Here is a 12,773-nt window from a genome sequence, read left to right as displayed (position 1 = left end):
AGCCACAATAGCCACAAGGGCCGCCATGAACGAATCGCGGCTGCGGCGCAAATCAGAGAGGCAACCATGGCCTGGATGGCACTCAACCCACGCTGGACGGATTGGCGCGAAAAGCGGGTCTGGCTGGTCGGCGCATCGAGCGGCATCGGCGCGGCGCTGGCGCGCGCTCTGCTTGCGCGCGGCGCCTGGGTAGCCTTGTCGGCGCGCCGGGCTGAAGCCCTCAAGGCGGTTGCCGGCGATCACGCCACGGCGCTGCTGCTGCCGATGGATGCCACCGACCCCGACGCCTGGCGCCTGGCGCATGACACACTGCGCGAGGCCTGGGATGGCGTGGACCTGGTGGTGTTTTGCGCCGCCGATTATCGTGCGTTACGCCCCTGGGAACTGGAGGCCGCGAGCGTGCGCCACACCATCGAGACCAACCTGAACAGCGTCTACTACGGGCTGCAGGCCACGCTTGCCGACATGCTCGCGCGCGGCAGCGGCAGCCTGGTTCTGGTCGCCAGCGTGGCCGGCTACATGGGCCTGCCCAACGCCACCGTCTACGGGCCGACCAAGGCCGCGCTGATCAACCTGGCCGAACTGCTCTACGCCGAGCTGCATCCGCGCGGGCTGGGCGTCTACCTGGTTAACCCGGGATTCGTCAAGACACGCCTGACGGCCAACAACGCGTTCCCGATGCCTGCCCTGCTCACCCCCGAGGCCGCCGCCGAGGCCATCCTGCAGGGGCTGGCGCGCGGCCGCTTCGAGATCGATTTCCCGCGCCGCTTCACCCTCCTGCTCAAGCTCGCCAGCCTGCTACCCTACCGGCTGCGCCTTGCGGCCCTGCAAAAAGTGATGGACGCGCCGTGATGCCCTTGACCCGCCCGAACGCACTGACGGAGTTGACCGAGCTGACCGAGCTGACAGCCCTGCTGCGATGGTACGAAACGCTCTCGCCCGCCTCGCTGGGCGACATCGCGCGCTTCTATTCAGACGATGCCCGCTTCAAGGATCCCTTCAACGATGTGCACGGACGCGAGGCGATCCGCCGGATCTTTGCGCACATGTTCGTCACCACGGACAACCCGCGCTTTGTGATCGGTGAGCAATTCCGGCAGCCGGACCAGGCGTTTGTGCTGTGGGACTTCCACTTCACCCTGAAGGGCAAGCCTTACCACGTGCACGGTAGTTCGCATTTCCGTTTTGGCGACGATGGGCGCGTGACACTCCATCGCGACTACTGGGACGCCGCGCAGGAGCTTTGGCAGCAACTGCCCTGGCTCGGGCCGCTGGTTGGCTGGCTGCGCCGGCGCTTCGCCACGCCGCTTTCCTAGCCGCGCTAGTGCGCTTCGGGCTGGCATTGCGCGTGATCCCCCGTTACATTCCAAGCAGTTTGTGACCGTGTGCGGCCATATCCCGGGGAACATCCCGGCGGCAACGGCGGTCACTATCGCGTGCCGCGCCCAACCGAGGCGATCCCGGCCCGACAAGGAATGCCCAATGAACCTCACCGTCCACGACCTCCTGGCCTTGGCCAGCGCCAGTATCCTGACCGTGACCGTGGTCGCCATCCACTACGAAGCCCTGCGCCTGCTGTCCGGCATGAATCCGCGCCGCTGGACCGGCCGCGTCAACGTTGGCGTGCTGATCGTCTGCATCATCCTGGCCCATAGCCTTGAAGCCATGGTGTTCGCCGTCGGCTACTGGGTCGCGGGCAATGTGCTGGGCCTGGGCGGCCTTACCAGCGCCCATCCCATCACGCCCATCGTCTACCTCTACTTTTCGCTTGAAACCTTCACCACGCAAAGCCTGGGCGACATCGCGCCGATCGGCGCCACGCGCCTGCTCGCCAGCATCGAGCCGCTGGTGGGCCTGATCCTGATCGGCTGGTCGACATCCTTCACCTACATCATCATGCGCCGCGACTGGCCAACCGGCAGCTCGAGGCAAGCGGCGCAAGCGGATCTGTAGGCACGGCGCACGGCACCTGCTGGTTACAGGATCGGCGCAAATAGCGTGGCCACGTGCATCGCCACGCGGCGCAGCCTCGGCGCGGCGGTGTATTCGCTGCGCTCGATCTGGCAGGCCTGCGCGAAGTCCGCCTCCAGCATGCGCGTCACGCTAGCGGCAAAATCGCGGTCCGCGGTCATCACCATCAGTTCGAAATTGAGCCGGAACGAGCGGTTGTCGAGGTTTGCGCTGCCGACCGCCGCGGCCTCATCGTCGATCAGGATAACCTTCTGGTGCAGGAAGCCCGGCTGGTAGCGATAGAGCTTCACGCCCGCGCAGACCGCCTGGTAGGCATACAGCGTGGAGGCGGCGAACACCACGAGATGGTCGGGGCGCGCCGGCAGCAGGATGCGTACGTCAACCCCGCGCAGCACCGCCAGCCGGAGCACGGCGAACACGGCCTCGTCCGGCACGAAGTACGGGCTGGTGATCCACACCCGCCAGCGCGCCGCCTGGATCGCCTCGACGAAGAACAGCGAGCAGGTCTCCTGCGCGTCGGCGGGGCCGGACGGCACCACCTGGCAGGTCATGCCCCCGGCAGGTGCTGCCGGCGGGGGCAGCAGCATCGGCACCTCCCGCGCGGCCCAGAACCAGTCTTCGGCAAACACCATCTGCAAGTCCAGCACCGCGCTGCCGCGGATCTCGATATGCGTGTCGCGCCAGGGCGCCAGCGGCGGCTTTAGCCCGAGATACTCGTTGCCGACGTTGTGACCGCCCGTAAACGCGCACTCCCCGTCCACCACCACCAGCTTGCGGTGGTTGCGGAAATTGAGCTGGAAGCGGTTGACAAAGCCGCGCCGCGTGGCAAAGGCGCGCGCCTCCACCCCGGCGGCCAGCAGCGCCTTGACGTACTGGCCCGGCAACGCATGCGAGCCGATGCTGTCGTAGAGGAAATACACCTTCACGCCCGCGGCAGCGCGTTCGCACAGCAGGCTCTGCAGGCGCCGTCCTAGCGCATCGTCGTGGACGATGAAGAACTGCACGATCACCACCTGCCGCGCCGCGGCGATCGCGGCAAAGATGGCCTCGAACGTCGCCTCGCCGTTGACCAGCAGCCGCACCGCGTTGTTGGCCAGGCACGGCATGCCGGTCAGCCGGGGCAAGGCGCGCAGGTAAGGCTGGGGGGGCGAGTGCACGACGCTGGCGTCGCGCGCCTCGCGCTCGTGCGGCTCCATCTCGTGCGTGACCTCGCGCAGCCGGTCGTTGTTGAAGCGCCGGGCGTTCACGTAGCCGGCAAAACTGCTGCTGCCGAGGATCAGGTACGGGATCAGCGTGAAGTACGGCATCATCACCAGCGAGCCGGCCCACGCAATGGCGCCGGGCGCGGTGCGCACGGTCATGACCGCGTGCAAAGCCGCAACGACGCCAAGCAGGTGGAACACCAGCACGATCGCCGCGACGAGGGAGGGGCTGAGCATGATTGTTAGATTTCGCCTTGGCGGAGCCGGACCACAATGGCTAGCATTCTGGCATAGCCGCGGCCCGGGGGCAGGCAGAAATTCCCCGCAGGCGTTAAGCTTTCACGCCCTAGCGCTTTACTGCCTTAGCGCCAGCCACATCAAGGAAGACCGCAATGTCAGAGTTCAAGATGGAGTACCGGCGCCTGGGCGCCAGCAACCTCAAGGTATCGGCCCTGTGCCTTGGCACCATGATGTTCGCCGACCAGACCGACGAAGCCGAGGCCTGCCGCATCGTCGACAGTGCCCGCGCGCACGGCGTCAACTTCATCGACACCGCGGACGTGTATAGCAAGGGCGGCTCCGAGCGCATGGTGGGCAAGCTGCTCGCCGCCGATCGCCATGACTGGATCCTGGCCAGCAAGCTCGGCAACCCGATGCAGGCTGCGCCCAACCATTCGCACTACTCGCGCGCCTGGATCCTGCGCGAAGTGGAGCAAAGCCTGGGCCGCCTTGGCACCGATTACCTCGACATCCTCTACCTGCACCGCGACTACCCCGGCGAAAACCTGGAAGAACCCGTGCGTGCCATGGGCGACCTGGTACGTGCTGGCAAGATCCGCTACTGGGCCTTGTCCAATTTCCGCGGCTGGCGCATCGCCGAGGCCGCACGCCTGTGCGACCAGCTGGGTGTGCCGCGCCCGGTGGTATGCCAGCCTTACTACAACCTGCTCAACCGCATGCCCGAGGTGGAGATCCTGCCGGCCTGCCAGCACTTCGGCCTTGGGGTGGTGCCCTACAGCCCGATCGCGCGCGGAGTGCTCACCGGCAAGTACCTGCCCGGCCAGCAGCCCCCGCAAGACTCACGCGCGGGCCGCGCCGACCGCCGCATGATGGAAACGGAATTCCGCGAGGAATCGCTGGTGATTGCCCAGACGCTGAAGGCACATGCCGATGCGCGCGGCCTCAAGCTGGGCCAGTTCGCTACCGCCTGGGTATTGGCCAACCCGATCGTCAGCTCGGTGATTGCCGGGCCGCGCACGCTGGCACAGTTCGAGGAATACTTTGGCGCCGTCGGCGTGCCCATCTCCGCCGAAGAAGAGGCCCTGGTCGACCAGCTGGTGCGCCCCGGACATGCCTCCACGCATGGCTACAACGACCCGAACTATCCGCTGACCGGGCGCCCGGTTCCGTCCGCCTGATTGTGTTGCCCGCCAGGGTGGCCGGCCCGCTGGCTACCCTGGCCACGACCGGTTCGCCCGGCAACCCGCAGGCACGGTTGCCGGGCCGCCGGCCCTGGCCAACGGCTCGCGCTCGGGCCGGTTCGCGTTTCGCGGACAACTCGCGGGTTTCGCCTCGCGATTATCATCATGTTGGCTGACAAACCATGATCGTCATCCCGGGCTCCCCGGAATGTTCTTCAATGGGTTGCCTGGAGAGAGAGTCATGCCGCAAGCCCCTGCGCTGATCGATGCGTCCGCTAAAACCCGTTCCGGCCTCGCCGTCATGGGGCTGTCCGCACTGGGCGTGGTATTTGGCGACATCGGCACCAGCCCTCTCTACACGTTGAAAACCGTACTCGCGCTCTCGGGGGGCAAGCCGTCGGCGCCGGTTATCCTGGGCCTGCTGAGCCTGCTGATCTGGACATTGATTATCGTCACAACGGTGAAGTACGTGTCCTTTGCCATGCGCATCGATAACAACGGCGAAGGCGGCATTCTCGCCTTGATGTCGCTATTGGGGATCAAGCAGAAGAAACGCCCGCTGGTGGTGGCCGCCGGGCTGTTCGGGGCGGCATTGATCTATGGCGACGGCGCGATCACACCCGCCATCTCCGTGCTCTCCGCGCTGGAGGGGCTGGAGATTGTCTTTCCCGAGGCCAAATCCGTTATCTTGCCGGCCACGGTGGCCATACTGGTGGCGCTCTTTGCCATCCAGCCAATGGGAACGTCCCGCATCGGCAGGGCCCTCGGGCCGGTGATGGCATTATGGTTCTTTTGCATTGCCGTGCTCGGCATTCGCGGCATCCTGCTGCACCCATCGATCCTGATTGCGCTCAATCCGATCTATGGCCTCGAATTCCTGTTCTCCAATGGCTATACCAGTTTCCTGGTGCTGGGCGGCATCTTCCTCTGCGTGACCGGCGCCGAGGCGCTGTATGCCGACATGGGCCATTTCGGCCCGCGCCCGATCCGCCTGGCATGGTCCGCCATCGTGTTCCCCAGCCTGCTGCTCAACTATGCCGGACAAGCCGCGCTGGTATTGTCCGGGGCCGATTCAACGCACAACAGCTTTTACCTGCTCTGCCCGCCTCCGCTGCTGGTGCCCTTGGTTATCCTGGCCGCCGTGGCGACGGTGATCGCCAGCCAGTCCATTATTACCGGCGCGTTTTCCATGACGCGCCAGGCGATCCTGCTGGGATGGCTGCCGCACCTGCGGATCAGGCAGACCTCCGAGCAGGGCTACGGGCAGATCTACGTCGGCACGGTCAACTGGCTGCTGATGGTGGTGACGGTCAGCCTGGCACTGTTCTTCAAGTCATCGGATCAACTGGCTTCCGCCTATGGCATCGCCGTTTCCCTCACCATGCTGATGACGTCCGTGCTGCTGTTTATCGCCATGCGCGATATCTGGGGCTGGAGCCTGTGGGCCAGCGCGGCCGTCTCGGGCGTCTTCCTGCTCATCGACGGCGGGTTCTTCGTGGCCAATCTCGCCAAGGTACTGGATGGCGGGTATATCCCGTTGATGCTGGCGACGGTTGTCTATGGCGTCATGCTGATCTGGCACCGCGGCACGGCCGCGATTTCGGCGGCGATCAACGAAGATATCACGCCCATCGACGCGTTCCTGGGGGAGGTGCAGGCAAAGCGCATTCCGCGCGTGCCCGGGACCGGGGTGTTCCTGACGCGAACGCTGGATGGCACGCCGCCGGTGATGCTGTGGCATGTCAAGCGCAACCACGCCTTGCAGCAGAAGATCCTTGCCGTGAGCATCGCGACGGAGACGGTGCCGTGGATCAAGGACGCCGAGCGCCTGACGCTAACGCAGCCGATGCCGGGTTTCTGGCGCGCCAACGCCCGCTACGGCTTCATGGAGCGGCCCGATATTCCCAAGCTGCTGCAACAGCCCCAGATGCTGCACTGCGGGCTGGACCTGGGCACCATCACCTACTACATGGGCCTGGAGACCATCGTGCTGCGCGAGGGCGACAGCCGGATGCCGCGCTGGCAGGGCAAGCTGTTCGCCTTGATGGTCAGGAACGGCATGCACGTTACCGATCTTTTCCGGCTGCCCAGCGATCAGGTGGTGGAGATTGGCCGGCGCGTCTCGATCTGACGATCTGACGATCAAGCCCCCCTGCCGGCCAACTCATTGCAATACGCACCTTCAGATCATCCCAATTGCTGCCCCAGCGCACGTGCCGCACGAGCGAGCGCGGCCTCGTCGTAGCCCGCATATCCGAACAACCAGCCGCGGCGCTTTGCCGCGATGCAATAGCTCGAGATCGGCGCGAGATGCACGCCTGCGTCTTGCGCTCGTCGGCTCAAATCAGTGTCTCGGATTTGTCCGCCGACTTCGAACGCGAGATGCATGCCATGCAAGCTGGGTTCAAGCGCAATCGCACCGTCGGTGGCACGCGTGAGGTGGTGAATCATCGAGGCCTGACGCTCTCGGTATAACTCTCGCATGCGACGCAGGTGACGTAGCAGATGCCCCTCGGCGATGAATCGCGCGAGTACGTCCTGCACCGCGCCGGGCGATTGGCGATCACTCAACGCCCGCGCGCGCGTGAACGCATCGACCAGTTCGTCAGGCAGTACGATGAACCCCAATCGAAGCCCCGCACCCAGTGATTTCGAAAACGTGCCTACATGCAGCACGCGCGCGTCGTGCGCCATGCTGCAGAGCGCGGGAATCCGCTGGGCGCCGTACTGGAATTCGCCGTCATAGTCATCCTCGACAATCCATGCCCGATTCGCTCGGGCCCACTCGATCAGGGTGCTGCGGCGAGCCAGGCTCATGGGTACGCCAAGCGGGAACTGATGCGTTGGCGTCACAACGGCGAGCTTTGCCCTCGGATAAAGCGGTGCGCCCTGCGCGATGCACATTCCTTGCGCATCGACTGGAACCGGCCGCACCAGTGCCCCATGCGCGATCAAGTTGGCACGGATACCTGGATAGCCCGGGTCTTCGACCAGCACTTCGTCGCCAACGTCGAGCAGCAGCCGCGCAACCAGGTCCAGTGCCTGTTGCGAGCCGGCGGTGATCAGCACTTGCCCCGCATCGCAGCGGATGCCGCGGGACACCAATAGCCATTGCGCGATCGCAGCGCGCAGCGGTGGATGCCCGGCAGCCTCGGTATAACCGGCGCCAACGACGCGAGTGGCGATTGGTGTCTTTCGCTCCAATCGATCCCATATGGCGAACGGAAACGCTTCCAGCGCCGGGCGACCAAGGCGAAAGGGCAAGGCCTCGCCCGTGGCGGGGTTCCAGCGCGAACCGGTCTCGGCAATCAAGCGACCACGCTGCGACAACAACTGGTGCGCGACAATCTTCGGCCCGTGTGCGGTGCCACGAGCCGGAGGGCCACGCTTTGCCACATAGGTGCCATCGCCAACCCGGGCGACCAGGTAGCCCTCGGACTGCAGACGCTCTACTGCCCAGAGCACCGTGTTGCGTGACACACCCAGTACACGTGCATGCTCGCGCGAGGGGGGCAGGCGGGCGCCAGCCGCGAAGACTCCAGTCTCGATGCCCTCGCGCAGGCGTAGATAAACCTGCTGGCGCAATTGACCCACAACGGCTCCTCGCATTGCCAAGAAATGGCTCCTTATTGTGAATGACACAATCTTAGAATAAGGAACCATTTTACAAAAGGGTGTCCCATGTACCTACCTGCTCACTTCGAAGAAAAGCGCCCCGAGTTGTTGCACGGCCTGATCAGCACCCATCCCCTGGGTCTGCTGGTCACGCAGGACCCGGCTGGCGAGATGGTCGCAAATACCATCCCGTTTTTGCTCGAAGCAGACCCGGAGGGCGGCCCGGGCATCCTCCGCGCGCATGTGGCGCGCTCAAATCCATTGTGGAGGGAATCACGCACCGATGTGGATTCGCTCGTTGTGTTCCAAGGCCCGCAAACCTATATCTCGCCATCGATGTACCCGAGCAAGGCGGCCACCGGCAAAGTCGTACCGACCTGGAACTACATCATGGCGCAGGGGCGCGGCAGGCTACAGGCCGTTGAGGATGCGGACTGGTTGCGCGCGTTCGTCACCCGTCTGAGCGAGCGCCATGAGGCTGCGCGCCCGGTACCGTGGGCGGTGAGCGATGCGCCTGAAGATTTCATCGACGCGACCCTGCGCGCGATCGTCGGCATCGAGATCAAGCTGAGTTCACTACGCGGAAAGTGGAAGGTGAGTCAAAATCGCACGCTGGCTGATCGAGACGGTGTTGTGTACGGACTGCGGAGTCTGGGCGGCACTGAGGCTGAAGCCATGGCCAAGGCGATCGCTGAGCGCAATGCGCCGGCGCGCTGAAGGCAATATGGCGAATCCCACCCTGCCCCTCTTGCTGCCTCGCACGCTGCCGCACTGAATTTGTCCGCGTCCACCGTCGCCGGCGAGGCGTCACCTGCCTTCCTGTTCAAAATTTAGGCAGCCCGATACATAACCGCCACCATTGGCCAAGCGCGGCACGTCAAGCGCGGTTATCCACACAAGCTGTGGATAACACGATCCGGCAATCGTGGACAAAATGTGTACGTGCGCCGCAACAATCGACCGTGGCCCGGTGCGATACCGGTCGCCTTGTAGATTGGCTTCCCGCCTGCTTTGAGAATCTTCCGCACCCTCTTGCAGATTGTTCCGAACGATATCCCTCACGTCGCGGACTATCCTGCCTGGATCGTCTCGCGGGCAGGCCGGTGGCCGGCCGGCCCAGGCACATTGACGGCCTGAGCGGCCTGGCAGCCGATGCGCGCGCCGGCCCGCGAACCGCACTAATGCCAGTTGGACAATGCCTATGAAGATCGCACTGCTAGCGGATCTGTCGCTAGAGGCCAAGGCCATTGCAGACGCCCTCGCTCGCGCCGGCGTGCCTTGCCACACCTACCCCGCAAGCTTGGAGCTTTTCCGTGGCATCGACCAAGCCGGCTATGACGTCCTGCTGATCGACCACGACCTTGCCGACATGCCAGCCGTGGAAGCCGTGCGCGCGGTGCGCGGCGCCTGGCGCAGCGAAGTGCCGGTGATGGTGGTTTCCCAGCGGCGCGACGAAGACTCGGTCGTCAATACCCTGCAGGCGGGCGCCGACGACTACATGATCCGCCCGCTGCGCGCGCGCGAGCTGGTGGCCCGGCTGCACGCGCTGCAGCGCCGCGCCGCCGCGCGCCGGCAAACACCGAGCCCGGACCTGGCGGTCGGGATCTATTCACTGGACTGCCTGGCGCACGAGGTCGTGTTCCAGGGACGCCGGCTCACGCTGCCTCCCAAGGAGTTCGAGCTGGCAGCGTTGTTGTTTGGCAGCGTCGGCCGGGTCTTGTCCCATGCCCATATCGAACGTGCAATCTGGGGCTATTCGCTGCCACCGTTGTCCCGCGCCCTGGCGAGCCTGGTATCGCGCCTGCGCAGGGCGCTGGAGCTCCACCCCCGCAATGGGCTGGTCATCACGGTGGTGTATGGCAAGGGATATCGCCTGGATGAGACCGGCGCGCGGCTGCCTCGGCCCGGCCCGCTCAGCACTGGCTGAGCACTGGGTGCGGCGCCGGCCTGCCAAGGTAGTAGCCCTGCCCGAAGGGCACGCCGAGATCGCGTAGTACCGCCAGGTCATCGGCGTCCTCGATGCCTTCGGCGATCACCTCGCCACCCAGTGCCTTGACCAGGGCCAGCACCGTGCGCACGACTTCAAGCCGGCGCGAGCAGTTACCGATGCCACGCACCAGCGACTTGTCCAGCTTGGTGTAGTGCGGCGCGAGGTGGACCAGCCGGTCGAGATTGGCGTGGCCGGTGCCGAAGTCGTCCAGCGCATACTGCATGCCCAGTTCGCGGAGCACGGCCATGGCTTGCCCGAAGCGCTCCGCGTCCTCGATGGGGGTCTGCTCGGTCACCTCGATCACGACCCGATCCGGCGCGATGCTGTTCGCCACCAGCGCCCGCATGGCGCTCCCGCCGTCGGCCAGCAGGTAGCGCAGCGCCATCGCGCTGAAGTTGAGGAACAGCTTGCCGCGCAGGCCATTTGCCAGGCACGTGGACAGACCGGTGCGCGCCGCCCGCAGCTCCAGCTCGATGGTCTCGGCCTCGTCACGCGCCAGGCGGAACAAGGCCTCCGGCATGGCCAGCGGTGACTTGGCAGGTCCCCGGACCAGCGCCTCGTAGCCCAGCACCTGGCCGGTCCCGAACACCACAATGGGCTGGAAGACGGCGTGCAGCGGCGGCAAGCGTAGCCGCGGCACGGGCACGCCGGCCAGGGGGGAGGCAATCTGCATGGGCGGAGTGAACGTGACGTGGGGAGGCGCGGCGCCAGGCGCAAGAAGCTGGTGAGCCAATGTGACTCGCCCTCTATTTCATGTCAGCCATGTGTCACCCGGATGACAAAGCCGATTACCCCTGCGCAATGGCGGGATGTCATTGATGCGTCACAGGTTGCAGCGAGCATGTAAACCATAACTAAGTCATGCCGTCACCCGCGGTAAGCCGGCGCTGCAAGCCGGCGCGCGAGATGGCGGTACCCCAGGGTCAGCATATGGGCCGCGTGGCCCATCGGAGTCTCAACCGTGTTGCAAGCCATCAACCTTCGCCTTCCACGCCGCGCCGGCCGGCGCATGCCCGCCTGGCTGGGCCGCCTTCCCCTCAGCGCGCGCATGTGCATGGCATTTGCGCTGATCTATGTGTTCGGCGCCGTGGTGGGGCTGACGGGCATTTTCAGCCTCGTCTCGGTCAAGCAGATGACAGATACGCTCTATCAACGCGACATGCAAGGGGCCATCGCGGCGGAGCGCGCGCAATCGGCGCTGGCCCGGCTGGGCCGCGCCCAGCTTGCCCTGACCATGGCGACCAGCGGCACCGAGCGCGATGGCGCAACCGCCGACATCGACGGCGCCCTCGCCCGCCTGGACCAGGCCCTTGCCACCGTGCGCACGGCCGCACCCGCGCAGGCCACCGCGCTGCAAGCGGAACGCGACAGCGCCGCGGCGATGCTGCGTGACTATGTCACGTTGCTGCGCAAGCAGCCGCTCGATGCCCTGCAGTTCGACAGCGCCGTTTCGGTCGACGGCCATTTTCTTGGCGAGCAATTACAGAAGCTGGCCGACCTGGTCGAGGTCACGCGCAAGCAGCAGGAGCGGCAGGCCGCCGATACGGTAGCCACCGTGACGGCCAGCCAGTTGCGCGCCCAGGCCGTGATGGTCGGCATGCTGGTGGCGAGTCTTGCAGCGGCGGCCGCGCTGGCTTGGTTTGCCTCGCGCCTGCTGCACTCGGAGCTGGGCGGCGAGCCCGCGGACGCGGCCAAGGTGGCCAGCCGCATCGCCTCGGGCGACCTGCAGCAAGCCGTGCGCGTGCGCCCCGGCGATGACCACAGCCTGATGAGCCTGCTGGCGCGCATGCGCGACCAGCTCGCCGGCGTGCTCGAAGGGATCCAGCTCTCCGCCGCCGAGATCGCCGCGGCCAGCGAAGGCATCGCCAGCGGCAACCACGATCTGTCGCGCCGCACCGCGCTGCAGGCGGCCGCGCTGACCGCCGCCGCCGACAGCGTCGCCCGCCTCACCGCGCTGGTGGGCCAGGCCCACGCCCAGGCCACCGAATCCAGCGCCATGGCGCGCCAGGCACGCGAAGCCACCGACGCCGGCATGGCGGTGGTGAACGAGATGAGCGGCGCCATGGACACGGTGAACCAGCACTCGCGCAATATCGCGGAAATGGTCGAGGTGATCGAGAGCATTGCCTTCCAGACCAACATCCTTGCGCTCAACGCCGCCGTGGAAGCGGCCCGCGCGGGCGAGGCCGGGCGCGGCTTCGCCGTGGTGGCGCAGGAGGTACGCGGGCTGGCGCAGCGCAGCGCCAACTCCGCGCGCGAGATTCGCACCACCATTGGCCAGGCCAGCTCGGAGATCGCCCGTGGGGCACGGCTTAGCGGGCAAGTGGTCAGCGCCATGCGCGGCATCGAGCAGGCGGTAGGCCAGAGCTACCAGTTGGCCGAGCGGCTGTGCGGGGTGGCCGACGAACAGGCGCGCGGCATCCGCTCGGTGGGCGAGGCGGTGGCCCAGCTCGACCAGACCAGCCGGCAGAACGCCGAGCTGGTCGAAGCCGTTACGGCGCAGGCGGCCAGCCTGGATGAGCAAGCGGCAGGCCTGTCGGCTGGAGTCGCGCGCTTCCGGTTCTGAGGCCGTAC

Annotated in this window: 11 protein-coding genes; 8 read left to right on the top strand and 3 right to left on the bottom strand. The window is 66.0% G+C overall.

The genetic code is table 11. The features are described from left to right. Positions 1–66 precede the first annotated feature (66 nt). The 3 genes from A9975_RS20395 to A9975_RS20385 all read left to right on the top strand — a co-directional run bounded on the left by A9975_RS20395 (position 67) and on the right by A9975_RS20385 (position 1,953). Positions 67–852 carry an SDR family NAD(P)-dependent oxidoreductase gene (locus tag A9975_RS20395; RefSeq protein ID WP_183034388.1) on the top strand — a complete coding sequence of 262 codons (786 nt, stop codon included), beginning with the start codon at positions 67–69 and terminating at the stop codon, positions 850–852. Further along, entirely contained in the window at positions 852–1,316 is a 465-nt protein-coding gene (locus A9975_RS20390; RefSeq protein WP_183034386.1) for a nuclear transport factor 2 family protein, read from the top strand. The genes A9975_RS20395 and A9975_RS20390 overlap by 1 nt, the downstream gene beginning before the upstream one ends. Before the next feature lie 166 nt (positions 1,317–1,482). Continuing rightward, positions 1,483–1,953 carry an ion channel gene (locus tag A9975_RS20385; RefSeq protein WP_183034384.1) on the top strand — a complete coding sequence of 157 codons (471 nt, stop codon included), beginning with the start codon at positions 1,483–1,485 and terminating at the stop codon, positions 1,951–1,953. 23 nt (positions 1,954–1,976) lie between these two features. Here the strand turns inward: A9975_RS20385 and cls are convergent, their stop codons facing one another. Beyond that, positions 1,977–3,410, bottom strand: coding sequence for a cardiolipin synthase (cls, locus tag A9975_RS20380; protein ID WP_220810830.1), 1,434 nt, complete (start codon positions 3,408–3,410; stop codon positions 1,977–1,979). A gap of 155 nt (positions 3,411–3,565) precedes the next feature. Between cls and A9975_RS20375 the strand changes: the two genes are divergently transcribed. Both A9975_RS20375 and A9975_RS20370 read left to right on the top strand, forming a co-directional pair. Next, positions 3,566–4,591, top strand: a complete 1,026-nt coding sequence (locus A9975_RS20375; protein WP_183034382.1) for an aldo/keto reductase — start codon at positions 3,566–3,568, stop codon at positions 4,589–4,591. A 244-nt stretch (positions 4,592–4,835) separates the two neighbouring features. Beyond that, positions 4,836–6,725 (top strand): potassium transporter Kup, encoded by a 1,890-nt coding sequence (locus A9975_RS20370; protein ID WP_220810829.1) that lies wholly within the window; start codon positions 4,836–4,838, stop codon positions 6,723–6,725. Between the two features lie 56 nt (positions 6,726–6,781). On the opposite strand, the gene A9975_RS20365 is transcribed toward A9975_RS20370, so the two are convergent. Further along, on the bottom strand, positions 6,782–8,188 hold the full coding sequence (locus tag A9975_RS20365; protein WP_370565075.1) for a PLP-dependent aminotransferase family protein: 1,407 nt from the start codon (positions 8,186–8,188) through the stop codon (positions 6,782–6,784). A gap of 87 nt (positions 8,189–8,275) precedes the next feature. Between A9975_RS20365 and A9975_RS20360 the strand changes: the two genes are divergently transcribed. Together A9975_RS20360 and A9975_RS20355 are read left to right on the top strand one after the other, a co-directional pair. Further along, the gene (locus A9975_RS20360) at positions 8,276–8,926 is read left to right on the top strand and encodes an FMN-binding negative transcriptional regulator (RefSeq protein WP_183034381.1); all 651 of its coding nucleotides are present in this window, start codon (positions 8,276–8,278) and stop codon (positions 8,924–8,926) included. 484 nt (positions 8,927–9,410) lie between these two features. After that, complete coding sequence (locus A9975_RS20355) at positions 9,411–10,136, top strand: response regulator transcription factor (protein WP_183034379.1); 726 nt, start codon at positions 9,411–9,413, stop codon at positions 10,134–10,136. Here A9975_RS20355 and A9975_RS20350 read toward each other — a convergent pair. After that, positions 10,123–10,872 carry an EAL domain-containing protein gene (locus A9975_RS20350; protein WP_255503326.1) on the bottom strand — a complete coding sequence of 250 codons (750 nt, stop codon included), beginning with the start codon at positions 10,870–10,872 and terminating at the stop codon, positions 10,123–10,125. The two genes, A9975_RS20355 and A9975_RS20350, sit on opposite strands and share 14 nt — an antisense overlap. 288 nt (positions 10,873–11,160) lie before the next feature. On the opposite strand from A9975_RS20350, the gene A9975_RS20345 reads away from it, so the two are divergent. Then, positions 11,161–12,765, top strand: coding sequence for a methyl-accepting chemotaxis protein (locus A9975_RS20345; protein WP_183034377.1), 1,605 nt, complete (start codon positions 11,161–11,163; stop codon positions 12,763–12,765). Positions 12,766–12,773: the final 8 nt, after the last annotated feature.

It is taken from the genome of Cupriavidus sp. UME77, assembly GCF_014170355.1.
GTDB classification, from domain to species: Bacteria; Pseudomonadota; Gammaproteobacteria; order Burkholderiales; family Burkholderiaceae; genus Cupriavidus; species Cupriavidus basilensis.
This window is presented reverse-complemented; position numbering and strand designations above follow the sequence as displayed.